This window comes from Dactylosporangium fulvum, from assembly GCF_025137375.1.
Classification (GTDB): Bacteria; Actinomycetota; Actinomycetes; order Mycobacteriales; family Micromonosporaceae; genus Dactylosporangium; species Dactylosporangium fulvum.
The window spans coordinates 582,501-598,054 of sequence record NZ_CP073720.1 but is presented as its reverse complement, the minus strand read 5'-3'; the positions used below and the strand labels follow the sequence as shown (position 1 = coordinate 598,054).

Annotated in this window: 11 protein-coding genes, 2 tRNA genes and 2 rRNA genes (1 of these 15 only partly in view); 8 read left to right on the top strand and 7 right to left on the bottom strand. The window is 69.3% G+C overall.

Annotated elements, in window-relative coordinates:
- Window positions 1–48: 48 nt before the first annotated feature.
- Entirely contained in the window at window positions 49–1,038 is a 990-nt protein-coding gene (locus Dfulv_RS02775; protein ID WP_259861026.1) for a helix-turn-helix domain-containing protein, read from the bottom strand.
- Between the two features lie 152 nt (window positions 1,039–1,190).
- On the opposite strand from Dfulv_RS02775, the gene Dfulv_RS02770 reads away from it, so the two are divergent.
- The 3 genes from Dfulv_RS02770 to Dfulv_RS02760 all read left to right on the top strand — a co-directional run bounded on the left by Dfulv_RS02770 (window position 1,191) and on the right by Dfulv_RS02760 (window position 1,863).
- A complete protein-coding gene (locus tag Dfulv_RS02770; RefSeq protein ID WP_259861025.1) occupies window positions 1,191–1,328 on the top strand; it encodes a hypothetical protein in 138 nt (45 codons plus the stop codon).
- A gap of 2 nt (window positions 1,329–1,330) precedes the next feature.
- A complete protein-coding gene (locus tag Dfulv_RS02765; protein WP_259861024.1) occupies window positions 1,331–1,702 on the top strand; it encodes a helix-turn-helix domain-containing protein in 372 nt (123 codons plus the stop codon).
- Window positions 1,703–1,790: 88 nt separating this feature from the next.
- Window positions 1,791–1,863, top strand: a tRNA-Arg gene (locus Dfulv_RS02760).
- A gap of 9 nt (window positions 1,864–1,872) precedes the next feature.
- On the opposite strand, the gene Dfulv_RS02755 is transcribed toward Dfulv_RS02760, so the two are convergent.
- The gene (locus Dfulv_RS02755; protein ID WP_259861023.1) at window positions 1,873–2,979 is read right to left on the bottom strand and encodes a hypothetical protein; all 1,107 of its coding nucleotides are present in this window, start codon (window positions 2,977–2,979) and stop codon (window positions 1,873–1,875) included.
- A 49-nt stretch (window positions 2,980–3,028) separates the two neighbouring features.
- Between Dfulv_RS02755 and Dfulv_RS02750 the strand changes: the two genes are divergently transcribed.
- Window positions 3,029–4,822 carry an ankyrin repeat domain-containing protein gene (locus Dfulv_RS02750; protein WP_259861022.1) on the top strand — a complete coding sequence of 598 codons (1,794 nt, stop codon included), beginning with the start codon at window positions 3,029–3,031 and terminating at the stop codon, window positions 4,820–4,822.
- A 21-nt stretch (window positions 4,823–4,843) separates the two neighbouring features.
- Window positions 4,844–4,916: transfer RNA gene (locus tag Dfulv_RS02745), tRNA-Val, on the top strand.
- Between the two features lie 61 nt (window positions 4,917–4,977).
- Here Dfulv_RS02745 and Dfulv_RS02740 read toward each other — a convergent pair.
- Window positions 4,978–7,140, bottom strand: coding sequence for an MMPL family transporter (locus Dfulv_RS02740; RefSeq protein ID WP_259861021.1), 2,163 nt, complete (start codon window positions 7,138–7,140; stop codon window positions 4,978–4,980).
- A gap of 171 nt (window positions 7,141–7,311) precedes the next feature.
- On the opposite strand from Dfulv_RS02740, the gene Dfulv_RS02735 reads away from it, so the two are divergent.
- Both Dfulv_RS02735 and Dfulv_RS02730 read left to right on the top strand, forming a co-directional pair.
- Window positions 7,312–8,487, top strand: coding sequence for a sensor histidine kinase (locus Dfulv_RS02735; protein ID WP_259861020.1), 1,176 nt, complete (start codon window positions 7,312–7,314; stop codon window positions 8,485–8,487).
- A complete protein-coding gene (locus Dfulv_RS02730; RefSeq protein WP_259861019.1) occupies window positions 8,484–9,164 on the top strand; it encodes a response regulator in 681 nt (226 codons plus the stop codon). The genes Dfulv_RS02735 and Dfulv_RS02730 overlap by 4 nt, the downstream gene beginning before the upstream one ends.
- 91 nt (window positions 9,165–9,255) lie before the next feature.
- Here the strand turns inward: Dfulv_RS02730 and Dfulv_RS02725 are convergent, their stop codons facing one another.
- Window positions 9,256–10,044, bottom strand: coding sequence for an oxygenase MpaB family protein (locus Dfulv_RS02725; RefSeq protein ID WP_259861018.1), 789 nt, complete (start codon window positions 10,042–10,044; stop codon window positions 9,256–9,258).
- Window positions 10,045–10,200: 156 nt separating this feature from the next.
- On the opposite strand from Dfulv_RS02725, the gene Dfulv_RS02720 reads away from it, so the two are divergent.
- Window positions 10,201–12,348, top strand: a complete 2,148-nt coding sequence (locus tag Dfulv_RS02720) for a transglycosylase domain-containing protein (protein ID WP_259861017.1) — start codon at window positions 10,201–10,203, stop codon at window positions 12,346–12,348.
- A gap of 85 nt (window positions 12,349–12,433) precedes the next feature.
- Here the strand turns inward: Dfulv_RS02720 and Dfulv_RS02715 are convergent, their stop codons facing one another.
- From Dfulv_RS02715 to Dfulv_RS02705, 3 genes are all read right to left on the bottom strand, one after another.
- Window positions 12,434–13,027, bottom strand: coding sequence for a hypothetical protein (locus Dfulv_RS02715; RefSeq protein ID WP_259861016.1), 594 nt, complete (start codon window positions 13,025–13,027; stop codon window positions 12,434–12,436).
- Window positions 13,028–13,114: 87 nt separating this feature from the next.
- Window positions 13,115–13,231 (bottom strand): 5S ribosomal RNA (gene rrf / locus Dfulv_RS02710).
- A 124-nt stretch (window positions 13,232–13,355) separates the two neighbouring features.
- Window positions 13,356–15,554 (bottom strand): 23S ribosomal RNA (locus Dfulv_RS02705); it runs 920 nt beyond the window's last position.

Below are 15,554 nucleotides of genomic sequence, written 5' to 3'. Positions count from 1 at the left end.
GGTCGCTTTCCGACACCGCGGCCCGGGAAAGGCGCCGCGTCATGGGGTTCAGTGCTCTGGAGCCAGATCCGGGGTGGCGTCCAGGACGCGGCGGCAGGCGTCGAGCTCCTCGGCGGTGCTGGCCAGCAGGTAGACGGTGTCCAGGCCGGACCACTCGGGGCCGTGGGTGACGAAGTGGTCGGTGACGGCGCCGACCATGGCGTCAACGGTGGGCTCGAGCACCCCGGCGGCGACACCGGCGCCGAGCAGCGGAAACACGATGCTACGGACGTCCGTGAGCCGCTCTGCTTCGGTGAGTGCGTTGGTGACGCAGCGACCGATGTCGGCGACCTGGCGATAGCCCTCGCCGGGCTCGCCACGCACGGCGGCGACGTGGATGATGTGCCGAACGCCGTTGTGGTCGGTCAGCGCGCCGGCCCCGGTGGCGATCGCGGTGCCGGCCGCCACCGGGCGACGGCCGCCGACTCTGGCTTCCAACTCGTCGGCGACACGATCGTCCAGGACGTGGCCGGTCTCGTCGCGGACGGCACCTTCGAACCGGATGATCGCCGACACGGAGTACTCCTCGAAGCGGGACATCCGCATGTCCGTGTTCTCCGAGTTGACCCACACGTCCACGCCCGTCACCCGCCGGAGATCACCGGCCACGACGCCCACGGTGCGGCCCGACGCCGTCCGGTACCGGACGGTGCTGCTGTGCGACAGGAGCCGTTGCCGGCCGCCCCGCTGCGACGGAACCTGTGTGAGACCCCCGTCGGCGACCCGTTCCCACGCGTCGAGCCAGGGCCGCAGCTGGTCGGGGGTGATGCCGAGGGCTCGTAGCATGTCCTCGTAGACGTCGGCGGGGCACAGCCGCTTGCCGTTGAGATAGGGCTCCAGGGTGCTGGGCGCCCGGTGGATGCGGGCGGCGAGCTCCCGGATCGAAACCTGCACCTGTCCCGGGCGCGCGGCGCGGCGCCGCAGCCGGCGCAGTTCCCGCACCAGGTCCTCGACGGTGTGGATCGTGCCGGGCCTTGGCTCCAACTCGCCAAGCGTCACGCCGCCTCCCATGTCGTCCTGCGTCGATTGTCCCGTGTCCGGCTGCGCCGGGCCACCGCGGACGTTCGCGGACACCGGTGATCCGGCGGACGGAGCGCCGCGGCGACCGATGCTCGAGCGCAGAGGGAACAGCGCAGGCGGAGGTGGTCGCGGTGAACACTCGTCGATGGTTCGACGAGCCGACGGAAGTAGCGGAGCCGGGCGCGACGAGCCGGGTGGGCGGGCTGGGCCGGTGGGCTCTGGTGCTGCTGGTTCGAGTCATCGAACTGGTGCTGGACGTGTGGAGCTAGCCATGATCTCGTCGTTGGATGCGTTGCTGCACATTCTGCGGGCGTCGGGTCTGCGGCCCGTGGTGCTGTACGACGTGCGTGGCGAGGTCATGGTCGTCGCGGTCGTCGACGAGGACCCGCCACCGGCACCGTGCCCGGTCGGCTGGAAACGGTTGACCGACCGGGAGCGGGCCGTGGCGCAGCTGGTCGGACAGGCACTGACCAACCAGCAGATCGCCCGGAGGCTCGGCATCTCCGCGCACACGGTGAACTACCACCTGCGGCAGATCTTCCGGAAACTGGCGATCAGTTCCCGGGTCAGCCTGGCCGCATACGCGGAGAACGCCGACAGGCTCAGCGATACCGCCGGAACGCGGCCGACAGCCGAGCGGTGAGCTCGGCGGCCACGTGGCTGCCGGAACAGCGCGGGTGGATCAGATCGACTCGTCGATATGGGTGTCCCAGACGACGCTGTGCGGCGGCGGGGCCGTAGCGCAGAGGTCGTCGCATCCGCCTCCGGAGCGGAGGGTCGCCGGTTCGATTCCGGCCAGCCCTGCCCTCGCTGTCACTCGCGTGGGGTGACGATCCAGTAGGCGAACTCGGGCCGGCACTCGGACTCGCCCACGTCGGCGATGCCGTCGAGGCGCTGCTCGAGTCGTTCGAGCGTCTCGTCGAGGCTGTCGTCCCCCGGAGGAATGCGAGTGACGACCGCGAGTTCCCCCTCGGCGAGCTCGTCGAGACCGGCCGCGGCCACGTCGTCGGCGTCCCGATCGGTGGCCGTGGCGACGTGGGCCTCGATCGAGTCCGGTCGCGGGTCGGCGGCGCACAGATCGACGAGCTTGCGAAGGCATTCCCTGAGAACCGTCCCCGGCGCGGGTGCGGGCGGCAGCGCCACCGACATGCCGGATCCGTCATCCTGGAGCAGCACGAGACGGGCCGGTTCCCGCAGCGCGGAGCTGGCGAAGTCCGACCACTGCCGCAGCCAGTGCTCGGCCGTGTCGTGCGCCGTTCGCAGCGCGCCCTTGGGCCAGCCCGGGCCCACCTCCAGGTGGACCAGTTCCTCGGTGACCACGAGTGGTGTGGGCAGCGGCTGGTCGACGCGCCGGGCGTCGAGCCGGTCGACGACGGTGCGGTACCACCGCTCGTACGAGGGCCACGGTGCGCCGGTCACCACCCAGGCGCCGGGCGGTCGGCCCGCCAGGTCGGCCGCGATCCGCCGGGCGAGCTCGCCGTCGTGTGTGTCGTCGCGCGGCCCGAACAGCGGCAGTTCGTCGGTGCCCCGGTCCTGCCGCGGCCGGCGCAGCTCGCACGCGCCGAGCCCCAACTGCTCGCCGACGGCGTCGACGACGTCCAGCGCCATCAGCGTCAGGCGGTAGCCGACCAGCCCGTCGAGCCGCCCGGCGAACCACGCCCCGGGCACCGACACCGCGGCCAGGACCCGCTTGTTGTGGCCGCCCCGCTTCACCTCGACCGCGTCGATCCGCGGCCGGTCGACGTCCGTGAGCCGCGGCCTGAGCTCCAGGCTGTCGACCGCCGCGAACCGCCGCCGCAACCACTCCGGGCCGAGCAGCGCCCGGTCGATGCGGCCTTCCACGTGCTGATAGAACGCGTTCACACCGGGCCGGTTGGCGGTGAACTCACGAAACTCCGGCCGGATGTGGAACCAGTACACCGTCTGAACCTAACGCCTAGACTGCCCTTTCGGATCGAAGGAGGACCGGTTGCTGCCGCTGCACCCGTCCGCGGTACCGCCGCGGATGATCGGACGCGCGACGGAGCGCCGGCTGGCGGGTGACTGGCGCGGTGCGTGTGCCGCCGCGGGCGTCGACGTCGACGTGGACCTGGCCGCGATCAAGCAGGACCACGGTGCCGAGGTCGCCGCGCGGGTCGAGGAGGAGCTGCGCCACCTCGTGCCCGACCTGCTCCGCTGGCACCTGCCCCGCCGCCCCGGTGACGGGCTGTTGCACAGCGGGCTGTGGTCTCCGCTCGCGCTGTTCCCGGACGCGCACGCGCTCGTCGCCCACTCGCCGAGCCGGATCGATCTGCCGCAGCGGATCACATTGCGGTTCGAATCGCTGGACGACGCCGCGATGACGGGCGTGCGGGACGACACCCTGTTGCTCCGACGCGACCGTTGGGATTCGAGGTGTACTGCCGAGCTGCTGGCCCGGTGCGGTGGCGTCACCCGGCTGCCGTTCTTCGGCACCGACGGCGAGCGGCTGACCGGTGCGGGCCCGGAGGGCCTCGTCGAGCGGGTCGTCCGGCTGGACGAGTCGGGCCGGCACGCCGAGGCCTGGACCGCGGCCGGGTTCGACCTGGAGGTCCTGCTGTTCGACCCGGAGTGGAGCCGCGACCGCATCGACCCTGCCGCGTTCGACGCGGAACGCGGTGCCAATGCTCGCCGTGCGGCGGTCGACCGTTCGCTCGCCTGGCTGCGCCCCGTCCACACGGCACTCGCCGACGCCGCCCGCCGCGCCGCCGCGCACGTGGCCGACTGCCGCCGGAACGCCCCCTCGGACCGGGTTCCCCTGCCCTCCCTCAGGTACACGCCGAGCGGCTATCTCGTAGCCAGGCAGGACATCCGGCGGGTCATGCCGGGCCCCGTCGACGTCGACGACCGGTCCGGCCTCATGCGGATCGACGTGCGGGGCCGCTGCATCGTGCTCGACCGCCTGGACAGCGAACGCCCGCGGGCGCGGCTCGTGGCGAGCGTGCCGTACGGCCGGGTCGACGAGACGCGGCGGCGCGCCGAGGTGGCCGCGTTCGGGCTGGAACTCGCGCACGTCCCGCGCATCCCGCACGTGCTGGCCCGCCGGCCGGCCGAGCTGACCGCCCTGATGAACAGTGACGTGCACCCCGACGAGCTGCACCCGCTCGTCCACGCCGCCCTCTTCCCGGGACGGCCGGCGCCGCTGCCGGTGGCGCCCCCGGTGTTGCGGGACACGATCCGCGTCCGCTGCAACCGTGCCACTCACGAGGTGCTCATGCGCGACGGCGTGGTGGTCATGCCGCATTCGCCCGTCGAGGTCGAGCGGGAGCTGATGATCCGGGCGCTCGGCGGCCAGGTGCAGGGCTGCGTCGCCGCTCACGACGGCTGGCGTGATCCGGCGGTACGGATGCCGCGCCGGATGCGTGGCCTGCGCGCCGAGCTGATGGCCATCGTCAGGCACGGCGACGGCTCGGCCGTAGCGGCGGCCCTCGACCGCGGCCTCGACCCGCACGTGCGTGACGAGCAGGGCCGGACGCTGCTGCACCTCATGCCCTGGCTGTCGGATGTGGACCTGCTGCCGAGGCTGCTCGACGCCGGGCTCGACATCGACGTCCGCGACGAGAACGGCGAGACACCGTTGCACGCCGCTGTCGACCACGGCACGCCGGACCTGGTCCGGGCGCTGCTCGCCGCCGGCGCCGACCCGCGGGCCAGGTCGAACCATTCGTACCCGCGCATGGCCGCCTGGACGACCCGGCGGGATCTGGACTTTCTCCGGGAGGCCGACCTCCGGCTGTGGGGATGACCGCCTAGACTGCGACGCGGCAGGGCCGTAGCGCAGAGGTCGTCGCACCGCCTTGACGGGGCGGGGGACGCCGGTTCGATTCCGGCCGGCCCTGCCCTTCGCGAAGAACTGCCACGAAGGTTCGTGGACTCCGCACGAGCCGTCGAGCGCCGCGCTCACCGCGGGACCCGCTGGTCCGCCGGGCCTGCTTCCAGCGCCACGTGCGGGAGCGACCGGTCGAGCCAGCGCGGCAGCCACCAGGCACGGGTGCCGAGCAGTCGCATGACCGCGGGCACGATGAGGCACCGGATGACAAGGGCGTCGAGGAGGACGGCGACGGCCAGCCCGAGGCCGAACTGCTGGAGCATCCGGCCGGGGTCGAGCAGGAACGAGCCGAACACCAGGACCATGATGGCCGCCGCGGCGGTGACGATCCGGCCGGTGGTCGCGAGCCCTTCCCGGATGGCGAGCTGCGCGTCGCGCGTGCGCTGCCACTCCTCGTGCATCCTGGCAAGCAGGAACACCTCGTAGTCCATCGACAGCCCGAACGCGATCGCGAAGATCATGACCGGGACGTACGCCTCGATGGGGCCGGGCTGCACGCCGAATCTGCCGTCCTGGAAGATCAGCGTGATGGCGCCCATCGCCGCGCCGACACTGAGCAGGTTGAGCAGCGCGGCCTTGATCGGGATGAGCACGGAGCGGAACACCACGAGCAGCAGCAGCGCCGACAGGCCGACGACCAGGCCGATGAAGATCGGCAGCCGTCCGCTCACCGCGTCGGCGAAGTCGACGACCGCGGCGGTGCTGCCGCCGACGAGCAGCGTCGCGCCGCTGCTGGCGGCCAGCGGGGGCAGGGTCTGCGAGCGCAGCCGGTCGACGAGCTCGGCGGTGCGGGCGTCCTGCGGTCCGGCGTCTGGGAAGACGATGATGGTTGACAGGCCCGCACTCGAGGGTAGTGGCGGTGTTGTGGCCGCGACGCCGGTTGTGGTCGACAGCGCCTGCTGGACGGTTGCCGCCGCCTCGGTGTCACCGCGGACCACGACGACGAGCGGGCCGTTGAACCCGGCGCCGAAGCCCTCGGCCAGCAGGTCGTATGCGGCGCGGGAGGTCGCCGACGGCGCGTCGGTCCCGGCGTCGGCGAAGCCGAGTCGCATGTCGAGGGTCGGCCAGGCGAGTGCGAGCAGGGCGCCCACCGCCAGTACCAACGCTGCCCATGGCCGGCGCTGCATCAATGTCGACCAGGACCGCCAGCGATCGCCTTCGCGTCGGGTGGCGCGGGACGCCCGCTTGCGGACCCCACGCTCGACGCGGGCACCGACGACGGCGAGCAGGGCCGGCAACAGTGTCAGGGACGCGATCATCGTGACGAGGACGGTCACCGCGATGGCGACGGCGACACCCTGCAACGAGCCGAGGCCGAGGGCGATGAGGCCGAGCAGTGCCACGATGACCGTGCAGCCGGCGAAGAAGACGGTGCGACCGGCGGTGTCCAGCGCCGTGCGGGTGGCGGCGGCCCGGTCGGCACCGGCGAGCAGTTCGCTGCGGTAGCGGGAGAACACCAGCAGCGCATAGTCGATGCCGACACCGAGCCCCACCAGCAGCATCAGCGGCACCGTGAAGTCGGCGATCGTCGCCAGGTGCGAGGCGAGCGCGACGACGCCGATGGCGCTGCCGACCGCGAACACCGCGATGACGATCGGCAGACTCGCGGCGAGCAGCGAGCCGAAGAGCAGCACGAGGATCACGAGCGCGGCCAGCATCCCGACACCTTCGGCGGCGCCGCCCGCGCTCTCCTGCGCGTTGCGGATCGGGTCGCCGCCGAGCTCGACGCGCAGCCCGTCACTGCGGGCGGCCTGCGCGGTGTCCATGACCCGGCGGACGTCCTCGCTCGGGACCTGCTCGGCGGGTGCGTCGAACACGACCGTCGCGTAGGCGATGGTGCCGTCGCGGGACATGGCGCTGGGATCTTCGTACGGACTGCGGACCTCCGCGACCCGGGGCAGCTCGCGCACGTCGCGGAGCATGGCCTCGATCCGGTCCCGAGTGGGCTTCGCGGCGAGACCGTCCGCGCGCTGCACGACCACCTGCGCCGTCGCGCCGGCCTGCTCCGGCGCCCGCTCCCGCAGCATGTCGAAGGCGCGTTGTGAGTCGGTGCCGGGCAGCGAGAAGTCGTTGCGGTAGTCGCTGCCGACGACCTGCGCGGCGACGGTGACGGCCACCAGGACGGCGACCCAGGCGATGAGCGCGAGCCACCGGTGCCGATACGAGCGGGCCGCCAGCCGTGTGAAGACGGTGCTGGTGCTCGTCGTGTGTTCCGTTTGCGTGGTCTGTGCCATCGTGCGCCGCCTTCCCCTGGCGTCGGCCGGATTGCCCGACGGAGAACGCTAGGAAGCGGCGGTACTTCGGGACAACGCTCGCTGAAGGGATCTTTGTGTCCCCCCGTAGGGGCATACGGCATCCCCCCGCGGAGCGTTTCACCCGCCGGGCCGGCTCTCTACGCTGGCAGGGTGGACAGGCGGACGATGCTGGTGGACGGGGGGATCGCGGCGATCACGCTCGCCATCGCGGTGAGCACCCTCGCCGTTGGCGGGCTGGGCACGCCGAGCCCGCAGTCCACGCCGCTCGACGCCCTCGGCGTCGTGCTCGCCGTCGTGGCGTCGGTGCCGCTGGCGCTGCGTGAGCGTGCCCCGGTGACCGTCTACGTGGTCGTCGGCGTGGCCTCCCTCACCCTGATGATGCTGAACTATCCGCTGGACTTCCCGCTCGGCGCCGCGATCGGCGGGTACGGCGTCGCCGTGCGGTACAGCGGCGGCTCCGATCTGGTGCGGCGTTCCGCGCTGGCCGCGGTGGTCGGGTTCGGTCCGTTGTTGGTGGTCTCCTACCAGCTGGCCGGTGACGACCTGACCCGCATCTCGGTCGAACTGACCTTTCTGGCGGTGATGTTCGTCGCGATCTGGATCACCGGCGACCGTAGCCGGCTGCGCCGTGAGCGCATCGTCACGCTGGAGGAGCGGGCCGCGCGGACCGAGCGCGAGGTGGAGCGGGAGCACCGGCTCGCCGCCGCGCAGGAGCGCACCCGCATCGCGCGGGAGCTGCACGACTCGGCCGGTCACGCGATCAGCGTCATTCTCGTGCAGGCCGGGGCCGCGCGGCTGCTGCACGAGCGCGACCCGGAGCGTTCCAAGCGGGCACTGGCCACGATCGAGGACGTCGCACGCGGCACGATGGACGAGATCGGACGCTTGGTCCGGGCACTGCGTGAGGACGGGCAGAGCGACCTGACGCCGGCCGGCCCGGCCGCGATCGACGACCTCCTGGACGGGTTCCGGTCGGGCGGGCTGGCGCTGACCAGCCGCATCGTCGGCTCCCCCGGTGCGGTGCCGCGTAGTGTCGCCTCGGCGGCGTACCGGATCCTGCAGGAGGCGCTGACCAACGCGACCCGCCACGGCGACGGCAGCGCCGACGTGACCGTGCGCTTCGCTCCCGAGGCCGTCGAGATCACGGTCACCAACCCGACCCGCACCACCGCCACCCCGCCGACCACCGGCGGCCACGGCATCGTCGGCATGCGCGAGCGAGCGGTCCTGCTGGGCGGCACGCTGCAGGCGAAGGCTTCCGGGAGTCTGTATGAGCTGTCCGCCTGCCTGCCGCACTTCGCCGGCCGCGCCGGAGTCACGGCGTGAGCGGACCCCGGGTCCTGGTCGTCGACGACGACGACCTCATGCGGGCCGGCCTGCGAGCGGTGCTGTCCAGCGACGACCGCATCCTCGTGGTCGGCGAGGCCGCCGACGGTCGCGAGGCCGTCGAGCAGACAAAGCGCGCGAAACCGGACGTCGTGCTGATGGACGTGCGGATGCCGCACCTGGACGGCATCGGCGCCACGAGGGAGATCGTGGCGAGCGGCTCACCGGCCCGCATCCTGATCCTGACGACGTTCGAGGACGACGATTACGTGTTCGGCGCGCTGAGCGCCGGCGCCTCGGGTTTCCTGCTGAAGCGCACCCAGCCGGAGCAGCTCATCGCCGCCATTCACACCATCGCGTCCGGCGAGTCCCTGCTCTCCCCGGCGGTGACCCGCACGGTCATCGACCGGATGACCCACCAACCCCAACCGGACCCGGCCGCCACCCGCCGCCTGCTGGAACTGACCCCACGCGAGCGCGAGGTCCTGGAGGCGGCGGCCCGCGGCCGCACCAACACGGAGATCGCCGATCTGCTGGGCGTGGAAGAGTCGACGGTGAAGACCCACGTGAAGCGAATCCTGGCGAAACTCCAGCTCCGCGACCGCGTCCAGGCGGTCATCTTCGCCTACGAAACAGGCCTGATCCGCCCAGGCGACGCAGCCGACCCGAAGCGCTGACCCATGCTTGGTGGCAGAGCGAACCTTCAGGCGATCTGACGCAGGTCGTTGCCGTAGTCGAAGTCGGCGGTTGTTCGTCCCCCGGAGCGACTCAGCGATGAGAGTTTCCGCGCCGGGTTCGCGGAGTGGTCGCCTCGGCGCGAGGCGGGAGCAGGCGCACCACACGGCGCCGCAGGCGCAGCACGCCACGGACGGCGAACCGCACCGGCCCGGCGGGCGGCGGCAGGCCGACAGCCGCTCGAACGCCCGGGTCGAGCAGTGCCGCGACGACCGGCCGGACCAGCGGCCGCAGCAGCGGGGACACCCGGCCGCGCGCCATCGCCAGGGTCCGCTCGCTGCACAGCTCGCCGGCCGCCGACGGCGCGAACCCGGCCTCGCACCCGGCGAGGTAGGCGGTGAGCGCGTCGTAGGTCCGCGGCAGGTCCCGCACGCCGATGCGGCGGCCGAGCTCAGCGTAGAACGTGATCACCGCGATCCGCTCACCCTCGGTGACCGGACGCCAACCGTACCGGTCGAGCCAGCGTAGGAGCGTCACCGTCAGTGCCGCGAGCGCAAACCGGTTGTGCGCGGCGGTCACCGGCGTGCCCCGGTGGCCGCGGTTGACGAACCGGACGACCTCCCGCCCTCGCCGCGAGTCGAACCCGTGCTCGACGAGGTCCCCGAACGCCAGGGAGGTGACCTCGGCCCGGACGGCGAGCGCACCGGTGCTGCCCACGACCGTGGCGACCGGCGGGTTGGCGTACAGGTGCCAGATCATCAGCCGGCCCGCCATACGCACGTCCCACGGAAACTCCCGGAACATCAGCAGCCGCGTGATCTCGGCATAGTCGCGCACCGGATCGAGCTGAGCGATGTGGTCCCGGACGTCGAAGCGGCGCACCCCGCCGAGGATAGGTACGCCGTCAACACCACCAAATCAGTCCACAGTGGACATCACCGCCTTCATGTGCAAAGTGTCACGTGTCGCACAGCGTCAGATTGGGTACGACTTGAAGGGTTTGAGACTGCGTAGCCGGCGAAACCCTGGGGTGCCTGTATGCGTTTGCGTGGCCACGGTGTGCTGTCCGCCGTTTCGTCTCTGCTGCTGTGCGGGCTGGTCGCCGGTGTGATGGTGGCCGCGGCGGTGTTCCCGACACTGGCCATGTCGGGCCTGGCCGCCAAGACCGGCGCCGACACCTTCGAGGGCCTGCCGACCACCTTCGACGTGCTGCCGTCGCCGCAGATCTCGTACGTCTACGCCAACGACGGCAAGACACTGCTGGCGATGATGTACGACGAGAACCGGCGGGACGTGCCGATCACCGAGGTCGCGCCGGTCATGACGCAGGCGATCGTGGCCGCCGAGGACACGCGGTTCTACCAGCACCACGGCGTGGACCTGAAGGGTGTGGCCCGCGCGTTCGTCAACAACCAGAACGGCGGCGACCAGCAGGGCGCCTCGACGCTGACCATGCAGTACGTGCGGCAGGTCGCCGCCTACTCGGCGCGCACACCGCAGGAGGTCGTGGAGGCTACCGACAAGACGCCGACCCGCAAGGTGCGGGAGATGAAGCTCGCGGTCGCGCTGGAGAAGAAGCTCTCCAAGGAGCAGATCCTCGAGCGGTACCTGAACATCTCGTCATTCGGCCACGGCGCGTACGGCATCTTCGCCGCGTCGCACGTCTACTTCGACAAGGACCCGAAGGATCTCACGCTGCCGGAGGCCGCGCTCATCGCCGGCCTGGTGAAGGCGCCGACAACCAACGACCCGGCCACGGCCGAGGGCCTGCCACGCGCGCTGGACCGGCAGAAGTACGTGCTCAGCCAGATGGTGACGATGGGCTACATCACCAAGCAGCAGGCCGACGAGGCGGTGGCCACCAAGCTCACGATCGTCGGCAAGCGGACCCCCGAGGGCTGCGAGGCCGTCCAGCGCCCCGACCTCGGCGCCGGCTTCATGTGCGACTACCTGCGCCGGTGGTGGCTCGAGCAACCCGCGTTCGGCGCCGACGCGTACGAGCGGCAGAACAAACTGCGCTCCGGCGGCTACACCATCATCAGCTCGATGAGCGTGCAGGCCCAGGCAGCCGCGTTCAAGTACGCCCAGGACCAGCCGGACGCCGGTAACTCCGTCAAGATCGGCGACTCCGAGGCGGTCATGCTCGCCGCGATCGAGCCGGGCACCGGGCGGGTGCAGGCCCTCGCGACGAACCGCAACTTCAGCAACGACCAGACCCACAACGGGCCCAGCACCAACCCGTCGAAGAAGGGGCAGAAGGGCAACTACCCCAACACGACGGTCCCGCTCATCACCGGCGGCCCCGAGGTCCCCGGCTACCAGGCCGGATCGTCGTTCAAGATCTTCTCCGCGGTCGCCGCGCTGGAGGCGGGCCTGCCGCTGTCGCACACCGAAAACGTCCAGAAACAGTTCGTGTCCGACTATCCGGTCGAACCGAGCAGCCCCACCGCCTGCAACGGGGCGCACTACTGCCCGAAGAACTCGGGTGACCAGGCCGGCGACTTCAACATGTGGCAGAGCTTCGGCATGTCGCTGAACACCTACTTCGTGCCGCTGCAGCAGCGGGTCGGCGCGGAGAAGGTGGTCGACGTGGCACAGCGGCTGGGCATCCAGTTCCGGGCCCCGGACGACGCCGAGCGGGCCGCCGACGCCCACCTGTGGGGCGCGTTCACGCTGGGCGTGTCGGACACGACCCCGCTGGACCTCGCCAACGCCTACGCCACCCTGGCCGCCGACGGCAAGTACTGCACCCCGACCCCGGTCGTCGAGATCCGGGACCTCAACGGCAACCGGATCGACGCCGGGAGCCCGCAGTGCAAGCAGGTCGTCGACCCGGACGTGGCCCGCGCCGCCGTGGACATGGCCCGCTGCCCGGTCGGCGACCAGTCCGCGTTCAACGCCTGCCCCGACGGTGGTACGGCCGCCGCCGTCCACGGCCAGGTCGGCCGGCCTGTCGCCGGCAAGACCGGCACCACGGACGGCGAGAAGAGCGCGACGTTTGTCGTGACGGCCAAGCAGCTCGCGGTCGCCGGTATCGTCACCGACCCGGACAACCCGCAGACCAACAAGACGATGTCGCACCCCGTCATCAACAACGCGGTCGCGTACACGCTCAAGGGCGCCCTCGCCGGCGTGCCCGCGGAGGACTTCACCGCGCCGAGCCGCGCCAAGGCGTTCGGCGGCTGACCCTCGTTCGCAGGGCAGGGTTCCAGCGTCGCGGGCTGCCCCGTGGCCCGCCCGCGACGCTCTGGGAGGGGTCAGTCTCTTTCTCTCACATGCTCTGACGGAACAGGTGCATGCTCCGGTACCGGTAGCTCAGCCATGGCGCGGCGCCGTCCACAGCGGTCGTTCCGGCCTGGTCCAGTGACGCGACCACGTACGGTGCCCAAGCACCAGCCAGCGCGGTCAGCTCGTCCAGGTCCGGAAGGTCCGTGTGGCCGTGGCCGGCGCCGAAGTCCTCGACCATCACATCGTGGAACTGCGCCGCGGTGAGCCCGGCGAGCCCCCACACCGCGAGCAGCCGCAGGATGTCGCCCCAGCATTTGAGGTACGCGTCGTCGGGCGCGGCGAAGCAATCGGGCGCCACCTGGAGCGCCGCGCGAAGCGCCGGCGTGACCGCTTCGTCGGGCACGGCGTACAGGGTGCTCTCGTAGTTGTGGTCGCTGGTGTGAATCACCAGGCTGTACGTCGGCCCGGTCGGTGAGCCGGCGGGTTTGCCGGCCACGCGGGCGCCCAGAGCTCGGAGCACTTTTCGGAGACGCTTCTGCCCGGCGACCGCCTGGTCGTCGTCGAAATGGGCGGGCAGCAGACCGGAGGCCGCGTCGTGGCGCTCGGACAGGCCGGGGAGATCGTCGTCGTAGGACATGCGCGGCATAGTAAAAGCGCGGCGCAAAACGTCTGTTGAAACGCGTCAGGGGCCCACCAGATTTGGTGGGCCCCTGAGCGAAAGTTTGTCCGGCGGCGTCCTACTCTCCCACACTCTCTCGGGTGCAGTACCATCGGCGCTGGAGGGCTTAGCTTCCGGGTTCGGAATGGGACCGGGCGTTTCCCCTCCGCTATGGCCGCCGTAACACTATGAACCTATACAACCCCGCACACCCACCAACATGTGGGGTGCGACCGGTGTTGGTTCAGAATCACACAGTGGATGCGTCAACACTTTCAAAGCCCTCCCACCCGAAGCGGGAGTGTTTGAGGTCAAGTCCTCGGCCTATTAGTACCGGTCAGCTCAAACCTGTTACCAGGCTTCCACTTCCGGCCTATCAACCCAGTGGTCTCGCTGGGGGCCTTAACCCTCAAGGGGTGGGATACCTCATCTCGAAGCGAGCTTCCCGCTTAGATGCTTTCAGCGGTTATCCCTTCCGAACGTAGCCAACCAGCCGTGCTCTTGGCAGAACAACTGGCACACCAGAGGTTCGTCCGTCCCGGTCCTCTCGTACTAGGGACAGCCCTTCTCAAGTATCCTACGCGCACGGCGGATAGGGACCGAACTGTCTCACGACGTTCTAAACCCAGCTCGCGTACCGCTTTAATGGGCGAACAGCCCAACCCTTGGGACCTACTCCAGCCCCAGGATGCGACGAGCCGACATCGAGGTGCCAAACCATCCCGTCGATATGGACTCTTGGGGAAGATCAGCCTGTTATCCCCGGGGTACCTTTTATCCGTTGAGCGACACCGCTTCCACCTGCCAGTGCCGGATCACTAGTCCCGACTTTCGTCCCTGCTCGACCTGTCAGTCTCACAGTCAAGCCCCCTTGTGCACTTGCACTCAACACCTGATTGCCAACCAGGCTGAGGGAACCTTTGGGCGCCTCCGTTACATTTTAGGAGGCAACCGCCCCAGTTAAACTACCCACCAGACACTGTCCCTGAACCGGCTCACGGCCCAAAGTTAGATACCCAAATCCAACAGAGTGGTATTTCAAGCTTGCCTCCACAACCACTGGCGTGACTGCTTCACCGGCTCCCACCTATCCTACACAATCGAATTCGAGTACCAATGTCAAGCTATAGTGAAGGTCCCGGGGTCTTTCCGTCCTGCCGCGCGTAACGAGCATCTTTACTCGTAGTGCAATTTCGCCGGGCCTGTGGTTGAGACAGTGGGGAAGTCGTTACGCCATTCGTGCAGGTCGGAACTTACCCGACAAGGAATTTCGCTACCTTAGGATGGTTATAGTTACCACCGCCGTTTACTGGCGCTTAAGTTCTCCGCTTCGCCCCGAAAGACTAACAGGTCCCCTTAACGTTCCAGCACCGGGCAGGCGTCAGTCCATATACGTCGTCTTACGACTTAGCATGGACCTGTGTTTTTAGTAAACAGTCGCTTCCCCCTGGTCTCTGCGGCCACCAACCGCTCCACCAGCACGTGGTCTCACCATCGGTGGCCCCCCTTCTCCCGAAGTTACGGGGGCAATTTGCCGAGTTCCTTAACCACAGTTCGCCCGATCGCCTCGGTATTCTCTACCTGACCACCTGTGTCGGTTTGGGGTACGGGCCGCTCGAAACTCGCTAGAGGCTTTTCTCGGCAGCATGGGATCACTGACTTCACCTGAAACGGCTCCGCTTCACGTCTCACCCTCAATGCAGCACGGATTTGCCTATGCTGCGGGCTACACGCTTGCCCCGGCACAACCACCGGCCGGGCCCAGCTACCCTCCTGCGTCACCCCATCGCTTGCCTACTACCACCCAAGTTCCCAAACTCCAACATCAACCCCGAAAGGCCTCCGTCTTCATAAGGTTAGTACAAGCAGGTTCAGCATGGTCGCTTCTACGCGGGTACGGGAATATCAACCCGTTGTCCATCGACTACGCCTCTCGGCCTCGCCTTAGGCCCCGACTCACCCAGGGCGGATTAGCCTGGCCCTGGAACCCTTGGTCATCCGGCGGCAGGGTTTCTCACCCTGCTTTCGCTACTCATGCCTGCATTCTCACTCGCGTCACCTCCACGACTGGATCACTCCGCCGCTTCACCGGTGACACGACGCTCCCCTACCCATCCACACACCTGGACCGCCGGCGAACCATTGGCCGGGTACATGCGTGAATGCCACAGCTTCGGCGGTGTGCTTGAGCCCCGCTACATTGTCGGCGCGGAACCACTTGACCAGTGAGCTATTACGCACTCTTTCAAGGGTGGCTGCTTCTAAGCCAACCTCCTGGTTGTCTATGCGACCCCACATCCTTTACCACTTAGCACACGCTTAGGGGCCTTAGCTGGTGATCTGGGCTGTTTCCCTCTCGACTACGAAGCTTATCCCCCGCAGTCTCACTGCCACGCTCTCACTTACCGGCATTCGGAGTTTGGTTGACTTCAGTAAGCTTGTAGGCCCCCTAGGCCATCCAGTGCTCTACCTCCGGCAAGAAACACGCAACGCTGCACCTAAATGC

What these genes read in the sequence shown, in the direction of transcription:
- Dfulv_RS02765 (WP_259861024.1), top strand. Translation starts at nt 1,331, where the DNA reads ATGATCTCGTCGTTGGATGCGTTGCTGCACATTCTGCGGGCGTCGGGT.
- Dfulv_RS02740 (WP_259861021.1), bottom strand. Translation starts at nt 7,140, where the DNA reads ATGGCACAGACCACGCAAACGGAACACACGACGAGCACCAGCACCGTC.
- Dfulv_RS02720 (WP_259861017.1), top strand. Translation starts at nt 10,201, where the DNA reads ATGCGTTTGCGTGGCCACGGTGTGCTGTCCGCCGTTTCGTCTCTGCTG.
- Dfulv_RS02715 (WP_259861016.1), bottom strand. Translation starts at nt 13,027, where the DNA reads ATGTCCTACGACGACGATCTCCCCGGCCTGTCCGAGCGCCACGACGCG.